At 58.5% G+C, this 25,229-nt stretch carries 24 protein-coding genes and 2 pseudogenes; 12 read left to right on the top strand and 14 right to left on the bottom strand.

Features of this window, described 5'->3' with window-relative positions; translation table 11 throughout:
- Positions 1-99 precede the first annotated feature (99 nt).
- The 9 genes from ACP7AL_RS02470 to ACP7AL_RS02430 all read right to left on the bottom strand — a co-directional run bounded on the left by ACP7AL_RS02470 (position 100) and on the right by ACP7AL_RS02430 (position 8,974).
- Positions 100-660 (bottom strand): NYN domain-containing protein, encoded by a 561-nt coding sequence (locus ACP7AL_RS02470; protein WP_425988473.1) that lies wholly within the window; start codon positions 658-660, stop codon positions 100-102.
- Between the two features lie 112 nt (positions 661-772).
- Positions 773-3,403, bottom strand: coding sequence for an ABC transporter permease (locus ACP7AL_RS02465; RefSeq protein WP_425988470.1), 2,631 nt, complete (start codon positions 3,401-3,403; stop codon positions 773-775).
- Positions 3,400-4,818 (bottom strand): ABC transporter ATP-binding protein, encoded by a 1,419-nt coding sequence (locus tag ACP7AL_RS02460; protein ID WP_425988467.1) that lies wholly within the window; start codon positions 4,816-4,818, stop codon positions 3,400-3,402. Before ACP7AL_RS02460 ends, ACP7AL_RS02465 begins: the two co-directional genes overlap by 4 nt.
- Position 4,819: 1 nt before the next feature.
- A complete protein-coding gene (locus tag ACP7AL_RS02455) occupies positions 4,820-5,419 on the bottom strand; it encodes a hypothetical protein (protein ID WP_425988464.1) in 600 nt (199 codons plus the stop codon).
- A gap of 32 nt (positions 5,420-5,451) precedes the next feature.
- Positions 5,452-5,763 (bottom strand): PepSY domain-containing protein, encoded by a 312-nt coding sequence (locus ACP7AL_RS02450; protein WP_425988461.1) that lies wholly within the window; start codon positions 5,761-5,763, stop codon positions 5,452-5,454.
- Between the two features lie 148 nt (positions 5,764-5,911).
- The gene (locus ACP7AL_RS02445) at positions 5,912-6,157 is read right to left on the bottom strand and encodes a PilZ domain-containing protein (RefSeq protein ID WP_425988458.1); all 246 of its coding nucleotides are present in this window, start codon (positions 6,155-6,157) and stop codon (positions 5,912-5,914) included.
- Between the two features lie 85 nt (positions 6,158-6,242).
- Positions 6,243-6,824 (bottom strand): undecaprenyl-diphosphatase, encoded by a 582-nt coding sequence (locus ACP7AL_RS02440; RefSeq protein WP_425988455.1) that lies wholly within the window; start codon positions 6,822-6,824, stop codon positions 6,243-6,245.
- A 244-nt stretch (positions 6,825-7,068) separates the two neighbouring features.
- Positions 7,069-8,664: a glycosyltransferase family 39 protein gene (locus ACP7AL_RS02435; protein ID WP_425988452.1), complete on the bottom strand. Its 1,596-nt coding sequence runs from the start codon at positions 8,662-8,664 to the stop codon at positions 7,069-7,071.
- A gap of 19 nt (positions 8,665-8,683) precedes the next feature.
- Positions 8,684-8,974: a hypothetical protein gene (locus ACP7AL_RS02430; protein WP_425988449.1), complete on the bottom strand. Its 291-nt coding sequence runs from the start codon at positions 8,972-8,974 to the stop codon at positions 8,684-8,686.
- Between the two features lie 780 nt (positions 8,975-9,754).
- Here ACP7AL_RS02430 and ACP7AL_RS02425 point away from each other — a divergent pair.
- Both ACP7AL_RS02425 and ACP7AL_RS02420 read left to right on the top strand, forming a co-directional pair.
- Positions 9,755-10,420: a response regulator gene (locus ACP7AL_RS02425; RefSeq protein WP_425988446.1), complete on the top strand. Its 666-nt coding sequence runs from the start codon at positions 9,755-9,757 to the stop codon at positions 10,418-10,420.
- Positions 10,417-11,736: an ATP-binding protein gene (locus tag ACP7AL_RS02420; RefSeq protein ID WP_425988443.1), complete on the top strand. Its 1,320-nt coding sequence runs from the start codon at positions 10,417-10,419 to the stop codon at positions 11,734-11,736. The genes ACP7AL_RS02425 and ACP7AL_RS02420 overlap by 4 nt, the downstream gene beginning before the upstream one ends.
- Before the next feature lie 164 nt (positions 11,737-11,900).
- Here the strand turns inward: ACP7AL_RS02420 and ACP7AL_RS02415 are convergent, their stop codons facing one another.
- Complete coding sequence (locus tag ACP7AL_RS02415; protein WP_425988440.1) at positions 11,901-12,083, bottom strand: hypothetical protein; 183 nt, start codon at positions 12,081-12,083, stop codon at positions 11,901-11,903.
- A gap of 490 nt (positions 12,084-12,573) precedes the next feature.
- On the opposite strand from ACP7AL_RS02415, the gene ACP7AL_RS02410 reads away from it, so the two are divergent.
- The 3 genes from ACP7AL_RS02410 (at position 12,574) to ACP7AL_RS02400 (ending at position 14,909) form a co-directional block, all read left to right on the top strand.
- Complete coding sequence (locus tag ACP7AL_RS02410) at positions 12,574-13,359, top strand: hypothetical protein (RefSeq protein ID WP_425988438.1); 786 nt, start codon at positions 12,574-12,576, stop codon at positions 13,357-13,359.
- Between the two features lie 96 nt (positions 13,360-13,455).
- A complete protein-coding gene (locus tag ACP7AL_RS02405; protein WP_425988435.1) occupies positions 13,456-13,716 on the top strand; it encodes a hypothetical protein in 261 nt (86 codons plus the stop codon).
- A gap of 395 nt (positions 13,717-14,111) precedes the next feature.
- Positions 14,112-14,909 (top strand): hypothetical protein, encoded by a 798-nt coding sequence (locus tag ACP7AL_RS02400; protein ID WP_425988432.1) that lies wholly within the window; start codon positions 14,112-14,114, stop codon positions 14,907-14,909.
- A gap of 1,311 nt (positions 14,910-16,220) precedes the next feature.
- Here ACP7AL_RS02400 and ACP7AL_RS02395 read toward each other — a convergent pair.
- Complete coding sequence (locus ACP7AL_RS02395) at positions 16,221-16,505, bottom strand: hypothetical protein (protein ID WP_425988429.1); 285 nt, start codon at positions 16,503-16,505, stop codon at positions 16,221-16,223.
- 321 nt (positions 16,506-16,826) lie between these two features.
- On the opposite strand from ACP7AL_RS02395, the gene ACP7AL_RS02390 reads away from it, so the two are divergent.
- Both ACP7AL_RS02390 and feoB read left to right on the top strand, forming a co-directional pair.
- A complete protein-coding gene (locus ACP7AL_RS02390; protein WP_425988426.1) occupies positions 16,827-17,111 on the top strand; it encodes a FeoA family protein in 285 nt (94 codons plus the stop codon).
- Positions 17,112-17,128: 17 nt separating this feature from the next.
- Positions 17,129-19,004: pseudogene (gene feoB / locus ACP7AL_RS02385) on the top strand (ferrous iron transporter B).
- Between the two features lie 546 nt (positions 19,005-19,550).
- On the opposite strand, the gene ACP7AL_RS02380 reads toward feoB, so the two are convergent.
- Entirely contained in the window at positions 19,551-20,354 is an 804-nt protein-coding gene (locus ACP7AL_RS02380; protein WP_425988423.1) for an alpha/beta hydrolase, read from the bottom strand.
- Positions 20,355-20,595: 241 nt separating this feature from the next.
- Between ACP7AL_RS02380 and ACP7AL_RS02375 the strand changes: the two genes are divergently transcribed.
- The 5 genes and pseudogenes from ACP7AL_RS02375 to ACP7AL_RS02355 all read left to right on the top strand — a co-directional run bounded on the left by ACP7AL_RS02375 (position 20,596) and on the right by ACP7AL_RS02355 (position 23,059).
- Positions 20,596-20,859 carry a hypothetical protein gene (locus tag ACP7AL_RS02375; RefSeq protein ID WP_425988420.1) on the top strand — a complete coding sequence of 88 codons (264 nt, stop codon included), beginning with the start codon at positions 20,596-20,598 and terminating at the stop codon, positions 20,857-20,859.
- Between the two features lie 11 nt (positions 20,860-20,870).
- Positions 20,871-21,092 (top strand): HlyD family efflux transporter periplasmic adaptor subunit, encoded by a 222-nt coding sequence (locus ACP7AL_RS02370; protein WP_425988417.1) that lies wholly within the window; start codon positions 20,871-20,873, stop codon positions 21,090-21,092.
- Positions 21,093-21,246: 154 nt separating this feature from the next.
- Positions 21,247-21,783, top strand: a complete 537-nt coding sequence (locus tag ACP7AL_RS02365; RefSeq protein WP_425988415.1) for a phosphatase PAP2 family protein — start codon at positions 21,247-21,249, stop codon at positions 21,781-21,783.
- 108 nt (positions 21,784-21,891) lie between these two features.
- Positions 21,892-22,142: pseudogene (locus ACP7AL_RS02360) on the top strand (PilZ domain-containing protein).
- A gap of 215 nt (positions 22,143-22,357) precedes the next feature.
- Positions 22,358-23,059, top strand: coding sequence for a VIT1/CCC1 transporter family protein (locus ACP7AL_RS02355; protein ID WP_425988412.1), 702 nt, complete (start codon positions 22,358-22,360; stop codon positions 23,057-23,059).
- 136 nt (positions 23,060-23,195) lie between these two features.
- Here ACP7AL_RS02355 and ACP7AL_RS02350 read toward each other — a convergent pair whose 3' ends face one another.
- Both ACP7AL_RS02350 and ACP7AL_RS02345 read right to left on the bottom strand, forming a co-directional pair.
- Complete coding sequence (locus ACP7AL_RS02350; protein WP_425988409.1) at positions 23,196-24,530, bottom strand: ATP-binding protein; 1,335 nt, start codon at positions 24,528-24,530, stop codon at positions 23,196-23,198.
- On the bottom strand, positions 24,524-25,186 hold the full coding sequence (locus tag ACP7AL_RS02345; RefSeq protein ID WP_425988406.1) for a response regulator transcription factor: 663 nt from the start codon (positions 25,184-25,186) through the stop codon (positions 24,524-24,526). The genes ACP7AL_RS02350 and ACP7AL_RS02345 overlap by 7 nt, the downstream gene beginning before the upstream one ends.
- Positions 25,187-25,229: the final 43 nt, after the last annotated feature.

The raw sequence follows: 25,229 nt of genomic DNA, 5'->3' as shown, positions 1-25,229 counted from the left end.
GCCATTATTAAGTTCAAAGACAGCATATTGCGCGACGTGCTCTCAGCACTGGTGAGAACCAATCGTTGAAACCGGAACGGAAACGAAAGAATATTGCCGCTACTTGCGAATAAAGCTAGCCTCGCGTTGGGCTGGACGTTGGATTGGATCGCGGCCGAGCTTGGACTGCAACTCTACGAGGTCGGTGAAGACGTCGGCCTGGCGCCGCAGCTCATCGGCGATCATGGGCGGCTGGCTCGAAATCGTCGAGACCACGGTGACGCGAACGCCGTGCCGCTGCACCGCTTCCACCAGCGAGCGGAAATCGCCGTCGCCCGAGAACAGGACGATCTGGTCGACATGTTCGGCGAGTTCCATGGCATCGACAGCAAGTTCGATGTCCATGTTGCCCTTCACCTTGCGGCGGCCGGAGGCGTCGATGAATTCCTTGGTCGCCTTGGTAACGACGGTGTAGCCGTTGTAGTCGAGCCAGTCGATCAGGGGGCGAATTGACGAATATTCCTGATCTTCGATGATTGCCGTGTAGTAGAAGGCACGAAGCAGAGTTCCTTGGTTCTGGAATTCGTTGAGCAAGCGCTTGTAGTCGATGTCGAAACCGAGTGCCTTGCCGGTCGCATAAAGGTTGGCGCCGTCGATAAAAAGAGCGATTCTATTTTCCAAGACTATTCCTCCAGGCCCGATGGGCGCTTGTTGGTGGGTCCTGCGGCGGGCCGCCGACAGGACCGTTCACGCGTCGTTCCTCCTCTTAAGATACGTGGCCGCGTTCTATTGCTCACAATCTCGCATTAATCAGTCGGATGCTGGAGCGCCATACGGCGATGATCGTGGTCAACGCGGCTCCGGCGGCAACAATTACAAGATAGATCCAGGGCTGAAAAAGTTCGTCCGGTGGCGGGTCGAATACACCGGTCAACACCTTAACCAGTAAAAAGGCGACGGATTCTCCGAGAATAAATCCGCAGACCGCGCCTGCAATGAGAATGATTGCCGCCTCCGCCTGCGCAAATTTCCGAATATCGGATGAGGTTGCTCCTAGCGCAGACAGGATCGCGGCCGCCCGGCTTCGTTCAGCAAACCCGAGCGACAGAACCAGGCCAGTCGCGCCGGCGACGAGGAGAACCGCGAACGAAAGCTCGATCGCAGTCAATTTGCGCAGGTCGACCGCAGTCAAAGTTGAGCCGATGAGCCGCGCAGCCTGGGAAAGCTCGGTCACCTTCAGGGGGCTTTCCGTACCAAGGACCTTTCCAATTGCCAGGGCGACAGCGCCTGGATCGCCGCGGCTACGAACCAGAACGACCTCGGAATGGGAATTCCCTGTCTGTGCGGCAACATAGGATGCATTGGCGACGAGGAAACTGTCGTGCGGCGCGGTCGGAAATTCCGCCACGACGCCGATAAAATGAAACGTGACTGTTCGATACTGGTTGTCGGCGGCGTTCTGAAGCCTGAGGTTGATGAGGTCGCCGACCGTCAGCTGAAAATCGCTGACGGTTTCCTGCGACACAAGAAGGCCATCAGGCGTCTTTGCCAGCCGATCCAGCGTAGCGCGCGCGTCGCGATTGCCGAAATAGGCATCGGCAATGGTGGTGGCATGACCAATCGTGCCGGGATCGATGCCATAAAGATCCTGGAGGTCATTGCCGACGTAGCCGAAGCGGTGCTGCATCGGCTCGGCGGCTACAACGCCGGGCACTTGTCGTATGTCTTGCAGGCGATCTCCGGCCGGGGACGCGCTCGTCCCCGTAACGGTGACATCGGCGCCATTGGTGAGTTGAGCATCCACCAGCAGCTGAGCGTTGTAGGTCGTGTCAAAGACAGCGACGGCCGTCGCAAAAGAGAAGGCGAGGGTAGCAAGCGCAATTCCGCCGGCAATCCGGCCACTCTGGCGGCTGAGCGAAGCCGCCACGGGATCTGCAAGATGTCGGCTAATCGGTCGAAGCAACCTGGTCAGGACGTTGCGGCCAGCCGCAAGCGCGCTGCCGCCGATCCTCAGGACGAGCAGACCCGCTCCGATCCAGAGGCAAAGCGGTGCCAAGAAGGCGGTATAATCAACTGACGTCGCAGCGACGCCCTCCGGCGCGAGAACGACCTGATAACCCGTATTGGCGACGCGCCAGAACACAATCCCGGCTAGCGCGAGCAGGAGGAGGTCAACGTAGGCTCTCTGCCAAAGAGGCTTTGATACAAGCGCCAAAGCAGCGCGGCGCGACACGACCGTGTGCTCGCGAAGATCGATCAGGGTGGGCATCAAGATCGACGTGAGGGCGAGCACGACGCCGACTCCAAGCGTTATCGCCAACCACTGGACAACAGCTGCCGATTGTAGATCCACCGAGAGAACTAGAGTTGAAAGCAGCGCAGCTAAAAGTGTACCGCTGACGCCACCGGCGATGGCGACAAGGCCTCCATCCACGACAACAAGCCGGGCGATTTGTACAAGGCTTGCACCGCGTAAGCTCAATAGCGCCTGTTCGCGTCGCCGACGAGCGGCGTCCGCGCGCACGATCGCGATGGTCAACAACATGGCCAGCACAACACCGGGCAGTCCGAGAAATAGCAGTAGAATCTGAGCGAACAGGGCATCCTGGCGCACGGCCCCGAGCCGGGCGGAGAGGTTGTCGCCGACCTGTGCGACCCCTGCAGCTCGAACCTCGAAATTTCTGGCGCGCCCCGCTATATCCAGATAGGCCGCCTCCGGCGCCGCCGGCAGCTTCGAATGGTCAAGGGAGGCGTGGATTTGCAATCTTGCACCGCCCCCCGGCATCGCCGCCGAGAACAGGGAAGTCCAGGTGTCCATCGGCAGCAGTAAGATATTGTCCGGCGGCGCCGTGGGCGCGGGACCCTTTTGCGGGCCTATCGTCTGGAACATCGCGTTCGCATTCGGCAGGTCGATGACGCCGGCGATTGTTACGCTTGCGGGGGTTTTGCCATCGCGCAGGATCGCAACTGTATCGCCGATCGAGATATGCAGGTTGGCGGCGGTCTGCTGAGCGATCAATGCTCCGTCCACTGCTCCCGCAAGCAATCGAATTTGCCCAGAAAAGGCTTTTACATAGTCAGCGCCAATTCCCAGCACCTGGCCGGCCCCTGTTGTCTGGGTCGTTGCGTCCGTCCTGGCTTCGAATCCCGCGACATCCGCATAACCAACTGTCTCGACGGCCGTGACCGTCGCGGATTTCGAAAGTATCTGTTTCAAAGTCGCAGGATCGGCTGCATTGCCAAGCGCGATCTGCCAATCGACCGGTACGCTCGCCACCGCTCTGCGCGTCATGGTCTGCGAGCTTGACGTGGCGAAGACCCCAATTACGCCGATCAACGCCGTAGCGATTGCGATGCCGGCTGCGCTGAGGAACAGCTGTCGCGACCTATGCAGGGCGATGCCCTTGATCCACGATACAATCACGCAGCTTCCTCCGACGCATAAATCATCAAGCGGCCTGCATTCATTGTCCAACGTCGCTCAAGGCGATCAGCGACGGAAGTGTCGTGCGTGGCGACGATGAGCGCCGTCGTTGTTCCGTCAAGCGCTGCAAGCAACGCATCCATCAGTTCTTGCCCTGTTTTGCGGTCGAGTTGACCGGTTGGCTCGTCCGCCAGAAGAGCTGCAGGCCGTGTCACGAGCGCTCTTGCGAGCGCAACCCTCTGCATCTGGCCGCCGGAAAGTTGATCCGGAAGCTTGTCGGCAAGCTCACCGAGCGAGAGGCGTTCAAGGGCGTCCGCAGGGTTCATGGCTTCAGCGGGATCGATCGCTGCGATTTGAATCGGCAGCCTGACGTTTTCGATCACGGTGAGCTCGGGCAGCAGCGACGGCGCCTGGAATACAAAGCCGATCTGCCGTGGCCGCAATGCTTCGCCCTGGCGTAGTCCCGGCCAGGACACGGTGCCGGCGCTCGGCTGCTCCAGTCCGGCCAGAAGACTGAGGAGTGTTGACTTGCCACTTCCGGACGGCCCCATGACGGCAATGCGGTCCGACGGAAAAATCCGGCAGAATGCTTTTTTGACGGCACTGATCGTCTGGTGGGCCGATGAGAATAGCTTGGACGCCTTGCGCAACTCAACCAAAGGGGTTTCGCTGGCGCCTCCTGTACGGCTGGCAGTGACTGGCGACCACGGCCTTTCGAGATGCCTTACCGATAACGCCGGAGGCCGCCGCTCCCTGACCTCTGCGATACGGCCATCGGTGATTTCGAGGACGCGCGAGGCCTTCAGGCCAAGTGCGCTGCTATGGGTCGCAATCAGCGCGGCGCCACCTTTCGCGCGGCGTGCCTCCAAAAGTTCGAGAATACGGCTCTCGGTTTCGGCATCGACTTCTGCCGTCGGCTCGTCTGCGAGAAGAAGCGGCGGATCGGAGGCGAGGGCGACAGCCAATCCGGCACGCGCAAGTTCACCACCCGAGAGCGTCGCGGGCATGGCATGTCCCCGATCAGCGAGCCCGAGAAGGCTGAGGAGCTCGATGACACGGCAAGAATCGAACTTCCCGCTCAGGTTCATCTGCAGCTTGATGTTTTCAGCAACCGACAGATGATCGAAGAGATTGCCTGATTGAGCGAGGAAGCCGATCGAATTGGCGCGCAGCGCTGCACGTTCCGCCTCCGGCCGTCGCGTCATCCGGCGACCGTCGATGGTGACGATGCCGCCGTCCGGCTCGTCGAGGCCCGCCAGACACGCAAGCAACGTGGATTTTCCGCTGCCTGACGGCCCAATGAGCGCAACGACCTCGCCGCGCTCGACGGTCAGGCTGACGCCCCGAAGCGCGCGCACCTCTGCGTCGCCCGGATGGTAGAATTTGAAGAGATCGTCGGCTTCGATGAGAGGCATTTCAATTCCAGCGAAAGGAGTTACTCATCAGCTTCCATTGGTCGGCGTTATCCGCTCCCATGGGAGCCGAAAAGGTAACAGCGCCTAGCTTTCCCGCATGCGCCATTAGGTATCGTTGGTTTTCGAGGCGGATACGCTTGTTGGTGACCGGGTTCGAATCTGAATTTGAACTATAGATAATTTCGATCGCCGGACCCGACGCCAGCCTGACTTCCTTGATCGAGGATATCTTCACCGCGTGCCCCGTCTTTTCCAGCTCCGCTGCCTCGCCTGCGCGAACACTTGCAACTGTCGGGGTCGTCGAAGACGCTGTTACAGCGACATCAATCGTGCCGTATTTGTCGGCGAATGAAACGCCTTCGGGCGCATCCTTGCGCGACCAGCCTTCCGGAACCTTAAGAGAGAATCCGTTCGGCGACTTGTAGGTGATGAAGACCTGATCGTCGGGAATGTCGCCTGGCGGATTTTTCTCCGGCGCTATCGCGGTCTCCGGCGGGGCGGTAGGCCCGGCGAAGAGCGGTCCGGGCGCGACACTGGCGTACAAAGCGACGACGAGAGCAATCGCTTGCGGGATCGATCTGACAAAGTAGGTTGCTTTCATGGCTGTCAACTCTTGCTGCCTTCCACGGGACATCACTTGTTACCCTCTGCGGAGTTCTGCAGAACGGACCCCGTCTTGGCGTCGATGCCGACTTCGTGGGTGACCCTCCCAACCCTGATGTCAAAGGAATAACGCAAACCGGAACCGCCTTTCCGATGCTCCAGTTCCTGGTCAAGAATCGTGCCGGGCTGCGCCTTCATGGCGGCGTCCCGGGCTCGATCGAGGGTGATTGTTGCTTCCTTCGACAGCCTGCCGCCTTCAAGGGCATAAGAGGCAGTTGCAGTCGTGAGGATGAGGGTTCCTCCCAGAAGCGCGTGGGCTAGAGAGATCGAAACTTTCGTCATGTATTTTCCTTGGAAGTGACAGGTCGCCCGTCAGACGACAATAGGCTTCCAAAGTGAGCAGCGAATGAGGTGTGCGCTATTCGCGGCCAATCTCGCGGCACGCACGGTCGATTTGCATTCGGAACCGGTCTCGACGCGAAATCTTACGTCAGTTCTGATCGAATGCGACGCCCATCCGCTTTTCTGTGCGCCAAACGACGTGACAGGGCTGCTGGACGTGATCGGCTTCGATGACCAGGATAAAGGTTCGAGGGATTCCCATGGGGCTTACGACCTCTAACGCCGCGCCGGTTCTTGATATGTTGCGGACAGTGCAGTCGATGGTGCCACCGTCGAACGAGATTTTACCGGCCTTCAAGACGCGATGTCGTGATGCTATTCGCTTCTCGTTCATTGGAAATCCAGGTAATTTTGGTTTGGCTTTTAGGTGGTCTTCGCATGGGGGCAGCATCATCCAAAACAGCAAAGATCCGTCGGCATTAGTTTCGTCGGATATTCTTCTTCGTTCCGGCGATTGACCAACCGAAGAGCCATTCACAAAATGTTGTTATATGCGCGCTTAAAGCTCGCCCCGCCGGCAACGCGAATGTCCAGGCCGAGACCGCCGCGACGAGCGCCGCTCCTACGATGTCCAGCGGATAATGCGCTCCGAGACAAATTCGCGCCCAGCCGACGGCGATGCCAATGGCCAAAAGCAAACTCCCGAACCAGCGGCCTTGGCGAGGCGGACAGATCCACAATGCAAATCCGAGAGCAAAAAGCAGGGTGCTATGATCGGACGGGAACGAGCTATCGGGACTGTGGCCGAGATAATTGCGAACCGGACCGTCCATGAATGGGCGAGGGTGCATGTAGGCGGAAGAGATCACGTGAGCTATCGCCAGCGCAAGCAGCGAGGAAAGACAGGCACCGACGGCGGCTCGGCGGTCGTCGGCTTCGCCGAAAATCCAGAGAAATACCAGAACGCTTGGACCAGCATAGATCGCCCCTTGCGCGAGCAGAAGGATGGCGAGGAGTGACGCTCCGGCAAGTCCGTGCGGTGCGGCGAGCGCGTCGAACATACGATGGTTCAAAGTTTCTAGCATTCCAGCTTTCTGCAAGAAAATTCAGCAAATTGACACTGGATTTGCGTCAACGGTTTTGTTGATGCTGGTTCTTCTTTTCGATTGAATTGATTGACCTGACCGGATTGCGCCGCCACGCAGAACAAGCCTCGGGTGCCAGTGTCGCCATGGAGGACTTTAGCGACGCACTATTAGCAGCGAATTAGCTCTCTCGGGCTTGCCCATCTGGCGGATAGTTCGGTCAATGGGCCTTCCCATCGCCGGGGGGAACCATCACCGCAGCAATCTTCGCGGACACGCCGGGCTGACCCCACAGGCTCCCAGCCACGTCGAAATCAAAGCGGATGGCATTGGGTGCGGTTGCGCGTACATTCCGGATCCACGCACTGCAAACCTCCTCATCGCTGAAGCACATTGCGGCCCATCCCCATTGGTATTGCAAAGCAAACGGCCGCCGGTAACGCGGATGATCCGGACTGTAGAATGCTGTCGCAAATGCCAGCGAGTCATCGCCGCTAACGGCCGGAAGCGGGGAGGTCGACACCTGGTGCCACCGTCGCGTCAATTCCAGCGCAACCAGCCGGTAAAAGTTGCGGCGCTCTTCGTAGCCGTGGGCATTTCGGTAGATAGCGTGCACTGGCGCTGCGACGGTCACCGCGACTAAAGCCATGCCGATCACGAGTACGGCCAGATTGACCGTGTAAAATCGCTCAAGCGGATAGCTGGCGCCGCAGACGATGAGAATCCCGATCAGGAACAGCCCCTGCATCGCCCAGAGCGAGGCCATATCCGTACCGAAAACAACGGCGACGATTGGGGGAAAACCAATGGTCCCAGCGCAAACGAGAAACAGAAGCCACAAGCCCGAATTCATCGCCCTGAAATCAGCCGAAAATCTCTTCAGCCTGGACTCGGCGATTAATACCCAGGACAGCGCTGGAAGGCTCCAAATTGCGGCTATCCCAAGGAGGAACATGCTGGCCTCCTGAATCGACAGCCAGAACCACCTCCCGCCATGGGCCGCCATGGCATATTCGAACGGGGTGGCTCCCGTTGTCGCCAGCCAATAGATATGAGGCGCAAGGACGACCAAGCCGACAAGCGCGGAAACCCAGGGTGCCCATGATCCAAAAAAGAGTCGCCGTTGCGAATGACAAACGGCTGCAAAAACGAAGCTGCCGACCAGAAATACCGAGTAATATTTCCCCAGCATCGCAATCGCAGCCAGTGCTCCGGCGGCAGCGGCCCATTTGATCTGACGGGTCTCGAACGAGCGCAGAAAGCAATAGGTCGCCAGCGGCCAGATCGCCAATAATACGGCGTTGGCGTTAAATCGCTGGGCGTGGAATTGATAGGCCGGCAGCAGCATCAGGAGCAGCAGCACCACCGCCCGTTTGTCGCCTCGCACGAATCGGCGTGCGATCAGATCGACCGCCCATAGCGCGACCGCGGCGTTGGTCATCGCCATTAACTGGAACGACCAGTCGGTTAGCGGGAATACCAGCGTCCAGACGTGGGCTACCCACCCCATCAATGGCGGATGCTTGGCATTACCCCATGCGAAGCTTCGGCCGACCGACCAGGTTTCCAACACGTCCGGATGCAAATCGCCGCTGAGATAAGCGATCACCAGAAACAGCAGCCAGATCGCGGCGAACCCAACGATGAGGAGCGGGATCGCCCATCCCTTCTCGATCCCGTCGAGCCATGCCAGAAACGGCCGGCGCCATCTGGCCGGCGCGGCGTCCGAACGTGCCGCCATCGCCGCGAAAAGAGTCAAATTCACGAGGAGACAGCCCAGGCTACGGTTGATGCAGCGACCAGCGCCGTGCAGCAAAAATTCTAGCGGGAGACAATTAGGGGAGAATTAGTGCGCTGACGGGCGTGAGCATCGGCCAGCCAGTTCGGTCTCCCAAATTTTTCCTCCCCCACTGCGTCGTGTCGCGGCGATACCAGCGCACGTCATCGGTTAGGGGGGCGCCGAGAAATTCCCAAAGCAGCCATCCCGCTCCTAGCGTCACGAGCAGCGCGCCAACAGAGATTTCTACCGTTGTGCCATTATGCTCGGCTACTGTTTCGATCAACCAAGCTAAACTTGCGATTGTGAAAATCACGGCTCCAGCACGGAGAAATCGGATAGAATTCATTTAACTGCCCTCTTTGTCATTAGCGGGCAAGGGTGCAGTTTGGCGTTTGGACGAGCGGCCAATTTATCGCAGCCGCAGCTCACAGAGAATGACCGATTCGACTAAAATGGACTTGGTGCACCAAAAGTTGACGAAAAGCCTGCGCGATCGATCAACCGATCGAAAGCCTCAGATCGGAGTCAGACGACAGAAGTGGGCGCGATCGGTTAGGTTCAGTGGGTTACCGGGAAAAGATGGTGGGCTCGCGATAATTGCATCGTTCGTCTGCCGCGCAGCTGCATTAATCCGGCAGGGTAGCCAATTTGCGACTGAGCGGCTCGAGCGACGGATGACCGATCGCCGCAAAGTTTGTGGCGTCGAAATGGTGAGAGTCTTCGAGACCGAATGAATGACACACTAGGTAAACCCAACGTGCTCGATTGCATTGACCGCTTCCAAATCTAAAGCGTCGATGCTCGAAAATCGGATATCTTAGGCCTATGGCGTTCGAGCAGAAGGCCGGATTAGTTAGCGTAAGTCCGGTGTGGCCATAACATGATGCCGGGTTCATTTGAGCTCATTGCTAATTCAGGGCTAAGTCGAGGCGCTTACAAAAAGGTGCGGATTGACAAGCCTTGGAAATGTCCTCGCTTCCTCGTACGAAGGCTGGGCGGGGCGCTGTGCGGCGACCCAGAGAATGGGCAAAGCGTTTCAAATCTTGGCTCCCAAGCTGCTGAAAATGCTCATGAATCTTCGCTTGGTTCCGCCGGAGCGCCTGTCATCTGATACGAAAGAATGTTGATGCGCGTCTTACTGATCGAGGATGATCGTATGATCGGCAGCAGCCTGTCGGTGGCTTTGAGCCGCGAGGGCATGGCGGTTGATTGGGTGCGCAACGGCGCCGACGGGGCGGAGGCTTTGGCCATGGGCGGCCATGCGCTTGTCCTCCTGGACCTCGGGCTACCGGATCAATTCGGACTCGATCTTTTGCGCGCGGCGCGGCGCGCCGGTAATCGCGTTCCTGTTCTCGTGGTCACGGCGCGCGACGGTCTCGACGACCGCGTTGCGGGTCTCGACCTCGGCGCCGATGACTATGTCATCAAGCCCTTCGAGATGCGCGAATTGGTCTCCCGCATGCGGGCCGTCTTGCGACGCCATGGGGGCGCAGCCCAATCCGTTTTGCAGGCTGGGGAGATCGCACTCGACCTCGCAACCCATGAACTGATCTATCGAAATACGGCAGTTATTCTGCCGGCGCGCGAATTCGCGCTGATGCGCGTACTCGTCGAACGTCCCGGCGTCATCCTGTCGCGTAGCGAAATCGAGGAACGGATTTACGGTTGGGGCGATGAGGTGGAAAGCAATGCGATCGACGTTCTGATCCACTCCATTCGCAAGAAGTTCGACAAGGATATCATTCGCAATGTGCGCGGCGCGGGCTGGATAGTTCTCAAGGGAGCGTCATGACGTCGCTGCGGCGCACCGCCCTGATATGGATGACCGCACTGCTCACGGTTGTCGGTGTATTGGCCTTCTTCGTTTCTTACGACCTGGCGCGGCGCGAAGCAGCCGACTTTCTCGACGGTCAGTTACGTCAGATCGCGCTCAACGCAGGCATCGGCCTCGCCAATGCCGAAGCGCCTGGCGCGAAGCACGATCCGGAGGATGAATTCGTCATCGCGATCTGGAATCCAGCTGGCGAAGCGATGCGAAATTCGCCGAGCGGCATCGACCTACCGCGCCTTTCAAAACCAGGCTACGCCACAATCCAAGCGAATGGCGAAGACTGGCGCGTCTACCTGGCTAGCGACGCCCGCCGTTCGGTTCAGGTGGCGCAACGCATGAGCGTGCGTCAGGAAATGGCGGAAGCTGCCGCGATTCAGGCGGGGGCGCCAATCCTTATTCTTATTCCCTTGGCCTGGCTCGTCGTCGGATGGGCGCTCGGCCAGGTACTTGGGCGGCTGAGGGAGGTTGCCGCCGAGATCGCGGAGCGTGGCGTCGATAGCCGCGAACAAATTCCGGTCACCGGCGTGCCGTCTGAGGTTCGGCCGATCGTCGAGGCCATGAACGTCCTGACCAACCGTCTCCAACATGCGCTCGAACAGCAAAAACGTTTCGTCTCGGATGCCGCTCATGAATTGCGGACGCCTTTGGCGGCGCTACACATCCAGATCGACAATCTGCGCGCGAACGCGGGCAACGATCAATCTTCGTTGATCTCGGAACTGCTCGCCGGCGTCAGCCGCGCCGCCGTACTGGTGGAGCAATTACTCCGTTTGGCCCGTTCGGAGAACGCGAACGGCGAAGCGCGACGAGAGACAGTCGACCTCTCTGAACTCGTCACGCAATGCGTCGCAGACTTTGTTCCCCTCGCCGACGCAAAGGGGGTCGATCTCGGCATCGCTGCGCGCGACACTGTCGTTGTTCAGGGCTGGCCCGCCGATCTGAAAATGTTGTTTGGCAACCTTGTTGACAATGCGATTCGCTACACGCCGGCCGGTGGATCGGTTGACGTTTCGGTACGACAAAACGGGAATTCGGTCGCGGTCGAGATTCTGGATACCGGCTGCGGGGTCGCGAAGGCCGATATTCCGCGCCTGTTTGACCGTTTCTTCCGCGCGGCACCGCTTGATGTCGAAGGCAGTGGACTTGGGTTGTCGATCGCCGATGCTGTGGCAACGCGCCATGGTTTCGCGATCCAGATCGAGAATCGGGCCGACCGCGCTGGTCTTCGGGTACGCGTATCAGCTTTACTGGACGAAGGATCTCTCAATCAGCGCTAATGATGTAGTTAGCTTCTCGTCCCGCGACCGTTTGGGGTAAACAAAGCCCTGGTTGTTTGCCGCAGCAGGGCGTGGATGCTAACTTAAAGGTCGCGCAAGAACGGTCACGATGTTACTGCACGAACACCGTTCGTGTTGCGCGGCGTAACGGCCAGCTTGAAAACTCACTTTTTGTCAGAAGCCGCTGTTGCCTCCGCTTGGACTGCCATCGCCTCGTATTCTTCTGCGAGCGCATTTAGCTTAAGGGTAAACGCCGGATCGTCGGCGCCCACGGCGAGACGGTGACACATTCTGGCCCGTTCGCGCATTTTCTTACTTTCTGGTGTTTCAGGTCGTTTGCCGCTCATGACGGTCGCACTCTAAACGGTGGTGCTATTGTGATCAAAAGGCGCGACCGCTTCTTTGTCAATGTCCTGCGTTAAATTCGTGTCTCTCCCCCGGGCTGTTGTGCGTCCACCCTCATTCGCTCCTAATTCTCCTGATGTACTCGTTCACTGCGGGCGGATCTGAGCTTGCGTATCGCGCTGTCGCCCCCAACGACGGTACATTGAACGGGTCTGTCCGCACCCCGCACTCCAGCACGGGATCGATGCTCTTGGTCGCCGGAAATCGAATTCAGCACTAGAGCTGTCGCCGCTATCCGTGGCGCCGACGCCGGCGTGATCTGGACAGACTGTTTCCGCGCATACGGATGCCTTATTGGGTTCTGGCCATCGTCGACGTCCTCATTCGCTACTAAGTCTTGCACCTTACACTTTCCAACATAACGCACTGGCATATATGCGTCAGCACCGCAGCGTGCCCGCCGGCTCTTGAAAGAAAACTCGGAGTGATTGTATGAACCGAACCGAAGCGAGTGAGCCGGCGCTGCTGAACAAAGTGCCAGAAGTCACGATCTATTTCTGGATCATCAAAGTGCTGGCGACGACAGTTGGCGAAACGGCCGCAGATCTTCTATCGACCAGGCTCAATCTTGGCCTGACGATCACATCCTATGTGATGAGCGCGGTCTTCATCCTGGCGCTGATCTTTCAGGTTCGGGCGAAACGTTACATGCCGCCGTTGTATTGGGTCACGGTCGTTCTGATCAGCGTCGTTGGCACGCTGATCTCGGACAATCTGGTTGACGGCATGGGAATTAGCCTGACTACCACTTCCATCGCGTTCGGATCGACCCTCGCAGTCGTGTTCGCACTCTGGTACCGCAGTGAAAAGACGCTGTCGATTCACACGATCTTTACGACGCGGCGCGAGCTGTTCTATTGGGCGGCGATCCTGTTCACGTTCGCCATGGGCACGTCGGCAGGCGATCTGATCGCGGAGAAACTCAATCTGGGATATGGGCCCACTGCGATCGTCTTCGCCGCGTTGATCGGCATCATTGTGCTACTTTATCGGGCAGTGAAGATGGACGCGATCCTCTCGTTTTGGCTTGCTTACATCATGACCCGTCCGCTCGGCGCCTCGATCGGCGACTTTCTCGCCAAGCCCGTGATCGCAGGCGGATTGGGCTGGGGCACGGTCACCACGAGTCTCATCTTCCTCGCCGCCATTCTCGCGCTGGTCATCTTCCTGACGATCAGTCGATTCGACCGCATCGAGCAGGCGTCAGCAGAAGCCTGATGACGAAACCGGCCGAAGTCCGGCGCCACTTCGGCCTCAAGCACCGGCAACGCTTGTTGCAATCTGGCCCACCTTCACTTTAAAAAGGATACCCCGATGAAGCACAATCCTCTAAAAATCGCATTGCTCTCAGCCACGATCGGCGTTGCATTGACCGGCGCCGCACGGGCGGACTGCGAGAGCGATCTGCTCCAACTGGAACAAGCCTTCAAGGCCCCGAATCTCACCGCTGTCGCAAAAACCGCGTTAGACGACGCAAAGACGAAAGCCGTAACGGCATTAAAAAAGGACGATGACAAGACCTGTCACAGCGCGATCGCGGAAGGGATGACGAAGGCTGGCTTGAAGTTGAAATAATCCACAGCATCCTAAGATACGCCGCTTGCACGTGAAGGAAAAATTGCAGGGCGGGGAAGACCCTGCAATTGATCTCTGAGAGACAAAGAGACATCTTGCAACCAGGTCGTTGTTTTCATCCGATGGATTGCCACCGCCATCCACGTTGTTGCGGCCGTCGTGCATATCTTCGTCTCCCGCGGCTGGATCATGCAGCGAATGTGTCCCGGACCATGGTCACTTCGGACCTTTTTTTGTCGTATCAGCGGGCTAATTCGCGCCTAAGTCTGTCAGGCTAACCACCCGCCGGACAGATCCATCCAGACGTCCGCGATTCAGTTCGTGACATTACGCAACGGACTAAGCACAACAAAATGTGGCCGACGATTCTCGACCCCCCCAATAGGTTGATCAATATGGAAGCTCTTCGCAAGACAGCCGGTGTCATAGATCTTCGTTCAAGCAAAGTTCCAGCAGTCACTTTGGGTTTTTGGGTCATCAAGATCGCCGCAACGACGCTCGGCGAGACCGCCGGTGATGCCGTCTCGATGTCGATGCATCTTGGCTACGCGATCGGCAGCGCGATCTTTATCGGCATCTTTGTTGCAGCCATCGCCGCCCAGGTATCTGTGAAAAAATTCCATCCCTTCCTTTATTGGGCCGTGATCGTTGCGACCACGACAGCGGGCACGACGATGGCCGATTTTGCCGACCGCTCCCTTGGCATTGGTTATCCAGGGGGGACTTCGCTTCTGTTCGTGCTTCTCATGGCTTCCCTTGGCGTATGGTACTGGTCGGTTGGGTCTGTATCGGTGGATACCATCACGTCGCCCAAGGTCGAGATGTTCTACTGGACCACGATCCTGTTTTCCCAAACCTTGGGAACGGCGCTCGGCGATTGGATGGCTGGCAGCGACCGGTATGGGCTCGGCCTCGGCTACGAATACGGAGCCTTGATTTTCGCGGCCGGCCTTGCGGTGATCGTGGCGGCCTATTTCTACACGAATATCTCGCACACCTTGCTGTTCTGGGCCGCATTCATCCTAACGCGGCCTTTGGGCGCCACGGTAGGCGATCTCCTCGACAAGCCGCTTTCCGCCGGCGGGTTCGCATTCGGCCGCTTCTATGCTTCGGCCATTCTAGCGGCGTTTATCGTCGCCTGCATTCTGATATTGCCGCAAAGGGCAGGAAAGCATCCAGACGAGGCGAGATAGGTGCCTGAATGGAAGGAACTATTTTTCCGATGACATTCGCGGCATGCGCATCTGAGAGACGCGCATGCGATTTTCACCTCGCCTGGTGATCGTTCCTGCGCAATACGAACGAGCAGCTTGCTCTTTCGGCCCAGCCTGAAGATTAATGGCTCGTAAATGGACTGTTCCGGGCAAGTTCATAATTACGACATTAGAATCTCAGCTAGATCAACCTTCTGCCTCGATCCCGTTGCGCTTTTCATGATGGAGACAAACCGTGATCCCAAATAAGGCTCTGACAACGTCACTCATTCTGCTGTTTAGCCTTCCTGCCTTTCCCGCGTTTGCGTACGACGACTATGGTCGTCATAGCGCTGGCCATGAACAGCTTCACGACCGATTGTCTGACAGACACGAACGGGCGCATGAGGAAGGTTTCGAAAGCCGCCGTGACCATCGCGGCTATCATCAAGAACTTCGTGATTCGCACGAATACTCCCATGAGTATCGACCGGCCCCGCGGTACAACTACTATTATTCACAGCCTCGGTATCGGATTTATCGGGAGTATTGATCTTAGTTTTCCCGCCACGGGCCGCTTGACGTATGGGAAAAATACTCAAGTAATACGAATTGCAAAATGGACCAAGCATGGAAGAAGGTTCATACGTTACTTGTCTATCAATGTAGATCCTGACGCTGTAGCTGCCAATGCGGTTCACCGACGACGACGAATGCGTTCATTGCCAACGGTGCAAGTCGTCGATAACGAACGAGTGAGCATCACCGGTCGGTTGTGCCTTTGAGTTGCGGGTGATCCGGCGATAGCCGGCAGGCGGATGTTGGATCACGTCTGTCTTGTTAGCCCGCCGAAACGCCGAAATCGCATCGCCAGGATTGCTCCGACAAGTGGCAGTGACGCTAACTAACACCAGCGACGTCCGGGTGACTTCCTCGACCGGCAAAAGTCGACCTGCCACCCGAGAGGTGGGCAGCAAGCACGCGACAAGACGCAGCCATGGATTGGAAAATGTTTATCTTGCGCTTCCATTGCGCAGAATCGCAGGCCGGTGTGGGACGTCCGCTATCGCGCGATGAGCGAAGGCATTGCTGGTAGTGAATATTTCCCAACCCGAGGCGGGCGTGGAGCCTGTGGCCGAACAAGGTCCCGCTATGATAGGATAGTTTTGCGGGTAGAATTGTCCGATAAGGGCGGTCTTAACCGGCGGCGGGTGGAACTCCGAAGCGGCTGCTGGCCGCGAGGTTGCCACGTGCCTCATTGCGGCTGTCTTGACTTTGGTTCGTCCAAGCAGGTCCGCAGAGAATGCGCGATCAATTGCAGATCTCGACTCGCCGAATTTGCCAGCCATACCCATCCCAGTAGCGCTCGCGAACCAATCGGCAAACTGGTTCGTCGACGTAGACCGGCTCTGGCGCGTAATAGACCGGCGGTGGAGGAGCAGGACGCGCCAGGGCGCCGCCGAGCAGCGCCCCGCCGATGAGTCCGCCCACTACGCCAGCGGCGATTTGACCGTTCTCCGCTGTTGCAGGCGCCGGCAATAAAAGTGGACCCGCAGCCAATGTAACAGCCACTACAACCAAAGCGAATTTGCCCATAATGCCTCTCCAGGTCGCGACCACGAATTGCACGGGGATCGCCGTACCAAGCTATCATACATTCCCCGATTAAAGCTTTCTTAAGTCTGCCCGCAGGCTGGAAAATTATTTGGGTGGGTGAAGGGATGCGAATCCGTGCGCGACTCGTTTCTGGCAGCTTTCCATCGTGGTTTCCGATAGACCAGCGCTATTCCATTGGCCACAGGGTATCGCCATTTTTCGCTGCGGTTCTGTTTCCACGCTCCCGATTACAGTCCTTCTAAGGTGCCATCATGATGACCGTCGCTCGCTTGACCTTACCGTCAGCGATTGCAAATAAGGATGATGTCTAACGGTCAGTATCAACAACGTCGGCCCGTGCTGCCGCTCGGAACTGCACCCCGCGGATTTTCGGGTCTCATTCATGCAATCCAGGCCAAGAATGTGGATTCCGCGTTGTCTGGCGACGAACTCGAAAGCCGCTTGATCGAACACGGCTTTGTCGAAGGCGCCAAAGTCGAGCTGCTGCACGAGGGCATCGTCGGGCGCGACCCGATCGCTGTCCAGGTCGAGAACGTGACGATCGCGGTGCGGCGGCGCGAGGCGATGGCCATTATCGTCGCCTGATAAAATGGTATACCGCCATGGAAGCCCCGTTGATGCATCTCGCTTTGGTCGGCACGCCAAACAGCGGCAAGACTTCGCTGTTCAATGCGCTGACCGGAAGCCGCCAAAAAGTCGCGAACTATCCAGGCGTTACGGTAGAGCGCAAGGAAGGCTCTTTCGTCACTCCGCTCGGACGTCCGGTATCGATGGTCGATCTGCCTGGCACCTATTCTCTGCGCGGTCGCAGTCCTGATGAAGAAATCACCCGCGACATCGTGCTTGGTCGTACGGCAGGCGAAGCGCTGCCCGATCTGGTTCTCTGCGTGGCCGATTCCACCAATCTGCGGCTGACCATTCGTCTGGCGCTCGAACACAAACGCGCCGGGCGACCACTAATGCTGGTGCTCAATATGTTCGACATCGCCACCCGACGTGGCGTCACCGTCGATGTCGCGCGCTTGTCCGAGGCCTTGGATATCCCAGTTGTGACCTCGATCGCGGTGCGCAAGGGTGGCGCCACCGATCTCTTGCGTCGTATCGACGAACTCATTCGAATCGCAGGCGCCAGTGGCGTCGCAGCAAAATTTCTGGCAGCCGCTCGCTGTCGCCGAACTGCGAGCCACCCAACGCGAGGCGGACCGCATTATCGCGGCCACCATCGGCCTGCCGACAAAGCCCGACACCTGGACCACGCGGATCGACGCCGTGGTGCTGGATCCGGTGACGGGTCTTGCTATACTCGCATCGATTCTGTTCGTGATGTTCCAGGCGGTGTGCGCATGGGCGCAGCCGCTAATGGAGCTTTTGTCGTCCGCCTTTACCCTGTTGGGCCGTATGGTACACGACACGTTGCCCGGAGGCTTGCTGCAAAGCTTCCTGCAGAACGGAGCAATTTCCGGCGTAGGCAGCCTCATCGTGTTCCTGCCGCAGATTATCATCATCTTCCTGTTCATTTTGCTGCTCGAGGATTTCGGCTACATGGCGCGCGCGGCGTTCTTGATGGATCGCATCATGGGCGGCGCCGGCCTGCACGGCCGCGCTTTCATTCCGCTGCTTTCAAGTTTCGACTGCGCGATCCGCGGTATCATGGCAACGCGGGTGATCGACAATCGGCGCGACTGGCTAACCACCATCCTGATCGCGCCGCTGATGACTTGTTCGGCACGCATTCCGGTTTATACGCTGATCTTTTCCGCTTTCATCCCCGACCAGCTGGTCTGGGGCTGGGTCAATCTGCGCGGGCTGGTGATGTTCGGTCTCTATACGGCGGGCATCGCCAGCGCATTGGGCGTTTCATTCCTGATCAAGTTCTTTATGTGGCGCGACTACGCGCCGGCGCCCTTCATGCTGGAACTGCCGGACTACAAGCTGCCGCGCGCTCGTAGCATTGCTATCGGCTTCTATATGCGGACGAAGATGTTTTTGCAGCGAGCCGGCACCACGATCTTTTCGATGATGGTGCTGATCTGGGCTCTGGCGTCGTTTCCGTTGGCTCCGGTTGGCGCACAGGATCCCGCTATCAACTACAGCTTCGCCGCCATGATCGGCAAAGCCCTGGAACCATTGTTCGCGCCCCTGGGCTTCAACTGGCAGATCGTCGTCGCGTTGATCCCGGGCATGGCAGCGCGTGAAGTCGCGGTCGCAGCACTCGGCACCGTCTATGCGATCGAGGGCGGCAAGGAAGCCGCCGACCAGATCGGACAGGTGCTCGCCGCCAAATGGAGTCTCGCGACGGCGTTGTCGCTGCTGGTCTGGTATATTTTCGCGCCGCAATGTGCCTCGACCCTGGCAGTCATCCGCCGCGAAACCGGCAGTTGGAAGTGGATGGCGATCACTTTCGCTTACATGTTCGCGCTCGCTTATACCGCGAGCTTCTTCGCCTACAACATCGCTCGCGCGCTGGGCGCTGGCTAACCTGCCGTCGAAGATATGCCGATCCATTGGCCCCACGTATTTCATCGATCTAAAAAGATGCCCCTTCGGGAAATGTTGCGATAACCTCGATATAGGGGAGGCAACTTGATTTCTTTGACTATCCCCGTCGATACCGCGCTAGGTCATTCGTCCCCGTAACGCCGCAACGCGATGACCGCTATTGACCCGCCCGGCGACGACGCATTCGGACGCCAGCTCGAGATGCTTCGGCGCTGGCTGGCCAGAACTGGACCGACGTTGAATCGCTATGTCGAGATTTTTTCACATACTTGGATCTGGCGGCTCAAATCGTCAATCAAGATGCAGTGTTCGTGGCAGGGCGCGCCCCCGACATCGACGCCAGCAGACCCGCCGGATCGTGGCGTCGCTTGACCGGGCGCTCAGCGCGTTTCGGCGGACCGGGGTGAGCGTTGAGCGCTCTCTCTAATTCAGAGGTCATGAAGCAACCCGTGTGTCATGATCCGACAATTTTTGTCATGGTACTGGCGTGGCCGCAGTATGCGTTTGGCGGCTCGGGACTAACGATCAGCTTGTCGGTATCGCCGGCGTGAGCGCGCTGGCGGCTCTTTCGCCAAGAAAGCGATCCAGCGTCGCCTGAATTTGCTTCTTTACGGGGTCGGGCCCGCGATCGCTCATGTCGGTGTGCTGAAATTTGGTACGGATAATCTCGATCCCGTCCGCCTTCGCCTGTTGGGCTGTCGGCAAAACGTCTGGATCAGTCTTGAAGTTGGGGTCTTTTGAACGAAATGAAAGAATCTGCAGTTTCGTGCGGAGCACGAAGGGAACCCGCAAATTATCGAGCGTGATAACTTTCGATACCAGCTCCGGATGATGCTTGGCGCAGAACATGGAGACATCTCCGCCGTTGGAGTGTCCGACCAAGGTGAGATGCCGGTACTCGGCGTTCGGCTGCAACTTCTTCAATTGATTCAGTACAAAGAGGATGTTTGCTTCTCCGCGTTCATAAACCTCCCGCCGACCGACATATGGCAGCCCGACTTTGGTCATCAATGGCGGATCGGTACGGAGATCCTGCTGAATGCTTGCGACCAGGTAGCCTCTCGCCGCAAGAACGTTAGCCAAAAATGAATATTCGGTGTTCTTGACGGTATTTCCGTTGCTGATGATTGCCGGCGGCAGCTTCCAGTAACCGGCATTTGCCTCTATCTCGTAGTCTCGCCGCACTGCCAGATCGACCGCTATGGGCCGTTGTCGCGCTGCGTCGTACAAATTGAGCGTCTCGTGCCGAATCCCCCATTCGCTTATAACAAGATACACGACCAAGGTGAGGGCGCTGAGGCAAGCCAAGACCGCAATTCCTCTCTTCATCTTTTCAATCCGATCGCATTGGATTCGTAATTTAGCGGTTAAACGCGCATGGAATGAAACGAAGAGGAGGCGAGTGAATTAAATTTTGGAAAGGAATCTCAGGTGCATGTAAGCTACGCGAGGCGACCTCGTAAAATACAAATGGTGCCGGACTTCCGGCGCCATTTACGGCCTGGCGAAGCGAACAGCCCGCAAACCCGCGCAAGTATCAACGGGATTTGGAGGTTGACGGGAAGCGCTGGTGACGGAGATTAAACTAGTTGGAGCAGAGCGCGACAAGCTGGATTTCCTCTTCGAAAAGAAAGTTGTGGAGTATACGCGCGTCTACTCCGCGCACCGCGATTGGGCGCGGATACTGGGGGAGCGGGGCGAAATATCGGCCGGCATTGCCCGCGCCAAGGTCCGCGCCACCGAAATCAGGGTACAGATCATCGCTGTCGACCAGAACGCCAGCACCGAGGCGCAGCGTGACTTGCGGACTGCGGACGCGCGCGTTCTGAACTGAGCGAGCGCAAATTGGCGATCGAGGATCGTCTTTCACGTACTGAAATTCGTTATCCCGTGTCGGGTTATGTGAACGAACTGTCTGTCCATAGCGTTGGCGGCGTAATAACGCCTGCGGCGAAGATCGCTACGATCGTTCCGCAAAATGCCGAACTTAAGTTCGAAATCAAAATATCGCCGGCAGACATCGTAAGAACCAACTCGCGTGCAAATCACCAAAAATCAACAGCATGAACGAGTTGATGAATAGGCGATTCTAATCTTGTCAAATGCGTGAGGGGGCCTGCACTTGTTCGATTATCTCAAGTGCGGCAGCTCCTAATTCTGTCCTAAGTCTGAACGTGTTCTGAGGCGCAAACCATGGCCCATGCACGCCATCCGGATCCTAATGTTCGAAACTCTCAACCATCGCGTTTTCGAAGCAATTGCGGCGGCGCCAACGCTTAAAGGTGCGTCACTCACCGTTGCGATGGTGCTGGCTCAGTCGGCCATCTACCTCGGCCCTTTCATGCTCGTCCTCCTCTGGATTTTCGGGGCGCATGCGGAACGGCGGGCTGCCGTAGATGGCGGTCTCTCCACTCTTCTGGCGCTGGCGTTGGCCGTGGCTATTTCATCGTTCTGGATGCATCCCCGGCCTTTCGCCGTCCTGCAGAACCGAAACTTCCTCAATCACGCTCCGGATAGTTCTTTCCCAAGCGATCACAGCACCGTACTCTTTGCGATGGGTTTGGCCCTCTGGGCGTCCGCCTCAACGCCTGCACGTCGTGCCGGGGCGCTAGCCGCCGCCCTCGGGCTCTCGGTAGGCTGGGCCCGGGTCTACCTCGCCGCCCATTCCCTTTGGACATTGTCGGCGCCGCAGGTGTCGCTGCGGCGTCATCGTGGGCCGTCTTGTCGCCCATGGGGCGGACAATCAGCACGCGCCTAACGATTTGTGGCGAGGATCTGTTTGGCTGGTCGATTGCAACCAACCTGCGCCGACCCCGGTAAAGGCGTGCGACGTGCGGACTCTAATGAAAGCACTTTGGTATTCGAAATGAACGACAAGCGGATAGCATCGCGACATCGCGTTCTAAAAGCCGGTAAGATACTCTTCGACGGCGCAGTGGTCGACTGCACCGTACCGTAATATTTCAAATGGGCGCGGCATTGGAGGTCGAAAGCCCAGTCGGCATACCACTTAAGTTCACCCTGTTGATCGAGTCGGATCGTGTCAAGCGCCCTTGCAGCGTCATTTGGCGGAAGGTTCGGCGTATAGGGGTAAGATTTGACGACGGCGAGAGCTGACACCACCTCGGTCGAAAGGACTTAAGTGGGATCTAACACGCCAGGATGAGCGCGCGATGACGATGCGGGCCCTGCCAAGAACCGACGCGGATCGGGAAGACCGGAAGAGCGCCGTCTGCAAGCCGCAATCGGTTTGCTTGTCCGTGGTCGCTTTACGGCGGATCTCGGATCTCTTTTGACTGTGTTCGACTTCGGAGCCGAAAGGAAACAATTGAATGATCCGTCTTCGTCAACATACAGAGTACCATCTTATCGAGCGCATCGGGTGGCTGAGGGCGGCAGTTCTGGGAGCCAACGATGGGATTATCTCGACAGCCAGCCTCATTGTCGGTGTGGCGGCGGCTGCCGCGACCCGGAACGAAGTGCTCCTTGCAGGAATTGCGGGGCTTGTTGCGGGCGCCATGTCGATGGCGGCCGGAGAGTATGTTTCCGTCAGTTCCCAGTCTGACACCGAACTCGCCGATTTGGCGCGCGAACGCCGGGAGCTTGGTGAGAACCCGGAAGCTGAACTCGAGGAGTTGACCGAAATATACTTCAAGCGGGGTCTCGAACGCGAGCTGGCACGACAGGTCGCGCAGCAGCTTATGGCCAAGGACGCATTGAAGGCGCATGCCCACGACGAGCTCGGAATTTCCGAGCTGACGGCGGCCAGGCCGGTTCAGGCTGCGCTTGCATCGGCGGCCATGTTTTCGATCGGCGCAGCCATGCCCTTGCTCATGGTGGTTATTGCGCCCGCAAGTGCCTTGGTTCCGGTCGTTTCGGCCGCGTCTTTAGGTTTCCTCGCGCTCTTGGGTGCGGTCGGAGCGAAGGCAGGAGGCGCGAACATGCTGCATGCAACGATACGCGTGACGTTCTGGGGAGCGCTCGCCCTCGCGACGACCGCGGTAATAGGCAAATTGTTCGGTACGGTGGTCTGATTGAAGCACATACGACCGACCTTGCTTCGTCGACTGTCACCGCAATTGAAAGGTGCCTTACTATAGGGACGGCCGGGATTGTCTATCGATGAAAAGGTCGAAGGCAGGTCGCCTGTAGACACGATACGTTTGCCAATCAGGCTTGGGAAGTGGTCTCTGGGGCTGCCGGAAAGCTGACGCTGGCAATTAGCCCGTGTCCGCCCGGTGGCCCGACGTTTTCGAGTCGGATCGAACCGTGACACCGTTCGGCGATGCGTCGCACGATCGAAAGACCGAGGCCGGTCCCATCGCCGCGCGAGCGACTTCCACGGAAGAACGGTTCGAAGATCCGGTCGATTTCCGAAGCAAGGATGCCCGGTCCGGTATCGGCGACCTGGAGGATGACAGCATCGCTTTGACGGAACAGGCTCAGGTCCACCCGACCGCCTGCCGGCGTATGCCGAAGTGCGTTGTCGATCAGGTTTCGGACGAGTATCGCCAAGGCAGCGGGTTCGCCACGTACCGAGGCCGTCTCGATCCGTGCGAAACCCAAGTCGATCGATCGGTCCTGGGCGGCCGGCAGCAGATCGGCGACCACTTCCTTGACGATGCGGTCGAACGCGCTTAGCGGCATTTCTCTGGATGCGTCCGAATCGTATCTCGCCAGCGCAAGAAGCTGCTCAAGCAAATGAGCGGTTCGCCGGATTCCGGTTCTGAGGGAATCCAGCCGCACCCGTCCGTCCTGCGAAAGTCCGGCATGCTCCAGATTTTCGGCTTGGACCGAAAGCGCGGTGATAGGACTGCGGAGTTCGTGCGCGGCATCGGCGACGAACCGTCTCTGTTTGTCGAACATCGTCCCGATACGGTCGAGAAGACGGTTGATGGAGGCGACGAAAGGAAGCAACTCCTTCGGAATGCCGTCCGTCGGCAGTTTTTCCAGATGGTCCGATTGCTTCGCGTCGAGGCGCGCCGCCAGTTTGGAAAGAGGGCGCAGGCTTCGATCGACGACGATGCCGATCAGCAGCATGAGACCCGGAACGAGCAAGCCCAGCGGCACGATGGTCCGCAGCGCGCTCTCCCGGGCAATTTCGTCGCGATGGGCCGTCGGTTGGCCGACCGCGACGCGGCTTCCGTCCTTTCGCGTACGGACCAGGATCCGCCACTGCTCCTGGCCGCGCTTAACGGTCTGGAGGCCGTCGCGAAGATCCTGGGGTAGGCGGGGAAGGGAACTTGTGGGGGCGGGATCCCCGGGGGGCGGCGTCAGTTCCTCGATGGCGACTCGCGCTTCACCGTCGATGTTTCCCTCGGAGGTAAGATCGGTCAGACGATTTTTTGCCGCCAGCGACCCGACCTGCAGCAGAATGGCATCTTGCAGCTCGATCGCCTCCTCGAATGCCCATCTGAAGGCCAGGTAACCCGCCGCGAGCCCTGCCCCGACGATGAAGACGGTAAGCCCCACGAAGAGACGCCCGCGCAGCGAGGAGATCAACATGGGCGGTCCACCATCCATCCGACGCCCCTTACGTTGCGGATGGCCGCGGCGCCGAGCTTCTTGCGTATCGCGTGGATCAGGAATTCGACGGCATTGCTTTCGACCTCCTCGTTCCAGCCGTAGATATGCCGTTCGAGGTCGACGCGCGACAGGATGGTGCCGGGACGCAGCAGAAGGGCTTGCAGCAGTGCGAATTCGCGTGCGGTCAAACGCGACGTCTCGCCGGCGTGGGCCACTTCGTGGGTCGCCGGATCCAGGCTGATTGCGCCGTTGCTCAGGACGGCAGAGCTGCCACTTCCCTGCCGCCGCAGGATCGCGCGCATGCGCGCGAGAAGTTCACGGATCTCGAACGGCTTGACGATGTAGTCATCCGCCCCGAGGTCGAGTCCATGGATCCGGTCGTCGATGGCGTCGCGCGCCGTCACAATGATCACGGGCAACTGACGTCCGGTCTTGCGGAACTGCCTCAGCACCTCGGTCCCGTCCGGAGGAGGGAGGCCCAGGTCCAACAAGGCGAGATCGTAGGCCTCGGCCCGGGCTGCCTCGATAGCGGTTTCCCCGTCCGTGACCCAGTCGACCGCGTATGAGGCGTCCTTGAGCGCCTGGGTCACGGCCGCTCCGATCATCCGGTCGTCCTCTATCAGAAGAATGCGCATGTTCGGTTCCCGTGGAGGCCGGCGGCGGATGCCGCCGCCGGCC

The sequence above is a fragment of the Afipia sp. DC4300-2b1 genome (assembly GCF_049895725.1).
Taxonomy (GTDB): domain Bacteria; phylum Pseudomonadota; class Alphaproteobacteria; order Rhizobiales; family Xanthobacteraceae; genus Afipia; species Afipia broomeae.
The sequence above is the reverse complement of the archived record's forward strand: the minus strand, read 5'-3'. Positions and strand labels throughout refer to the sequence as shown.

Bases quoted from the DNA above. Each gene is read 5' to 3' on its own strand.
- ACP7AL_RS02455 (WP_425988464.1), bottom strand. From the start codon at position 5,419: ATGAAAGCAACCTACTTTGTCAGATCGATCCCGCAAGCGATTGCTCTC.
- ACP7AL_RS02365 (WP_425988415.1), top strand. From the start codon at position 21,247: ATGTTCGAAACTCTCAACCATCGCGTTTTCGAAGCAATTGCGGCGGCG.
- ACP7AL_RS02425 (WP_425988446.1), top strand. From the start codon at position 9,755: ATGCGCGTCTTACTGATCGAGGATGATCGTATGATCGGCAGCAGCCTG.
- ACP7AL_RS02395 (WP_425988429.1), bottom strand. From the start codon at position 16,505: ATGGGCAAATTCGCTTTGGTTGTAGTGGCTGTTACATTGGCTGCGGGT.
- ACP7AL_RS02405 (WP_425988435.1), top strand. From the start codon at position 13,456: ATGAAGCACAATCCTCTAAAAATCGCATTGCTCTCAGCCACGATCGGC.
- ACP7AL_RS02440 (WP_425988455.1), bottom strand. From the start codon at position 6,824: ATGTTCGACGCGCTCGCCGCACCGCACGGACTTGCCGGAGCGTCACTC.
- ACP7AL_RS02350 (WP_425988409.1), bottom strand. From the start codon at position 24,530: ATGTTGATCTCCTCGCTGCGCGGGCGTCTCTTCGTGGGGCTTACCGTC.
- ACP7AL_RS02415 (WP_425988440.1), bottom strand. From the start codon at position 12,083: ATGAGCGGCAAACGACCTGAAACACCAGAAAGTAAGAAAATGCGCGAA.
- ACP7AL_RS02460 (WP_425988467.1), bottom strand. From the start codon at position 4,818: ATGCCTCTCATCGAAGCCGACGATCTCTTCAAATTCTACCATCCGGGC.
- ACP7AL_RS02400 (WP_425988432.1), top strand. From the start codon at position 14,112: ATGGAAGCTCTTCGCAAGACAGCCGGTGTCATAGATCTTCGTTCAAGC.
- ACP7AL_RS02390 (WP_425988426.1), top strand. From the start codon at position 16,827: ATGATGTCTAACGGTCAGTATCAACAACGTCGGCCCGTGCTGCCGCTC.
- ACP7AL_RS02355 (WP_425988412.1), top strand. From the start codon at position 22,358: ATGATCCGTCTTCGTCAACATACAGAGTACCATCTTATCGAGCGCATC.
- ACP7AL_RS02430 (WP_425988449.1), bottom strand. From the start codon at position 8,974: ATGAATTCTATCCGATTTCTCCGTGCTGGAGCCGTGATTTTCACAATC.
- ACP7AL_RS02345 (WP_425988406.1), bottom strand. From the start codon at position 25,186: ATGCGCATTCTTCTGATAGAGGACGACCGGATGATCGGAGCGGCCGTG.
- ACP7AL_RS02410 (WP_425988438.1), top strand. From the start codon at position 12,574: ATGAACCGAACCGAAGCGAGTGAGCCGGCGCTGCTGAACAAAGTGCCA.
- ACP7AL_RS02445 (WP_425988458.1), bottom strand. From the start codon at position 6,157: ATGAACGAGAAGCGAATAGCATCACGACATCGCGTCTTGAAGGCCGGT.
- ACP7AL_RS02450 (WP_425988461.1), bottom strand. From the start codon at position 5,763: ATGACGAAAGTTTCGATCTCTCTAGCCCACGCGCTTCTGGGAGGAACC.
- ACP7AL_RS02380 (WP_425988423.1), bottom strand. From the start codon at position 20,354: ATGAAGAGAGGAATTGCGGTCTTGGCTTGCCTCAGCGCCCTCACCTTG.
- ACP7AL_RS02420 (WP_425988443.1), top strand. From the start codon at position 10,417: ATGACGTCGCTGCGGCGCACCGCCCTGATATGGATGACCGCACTGCTC.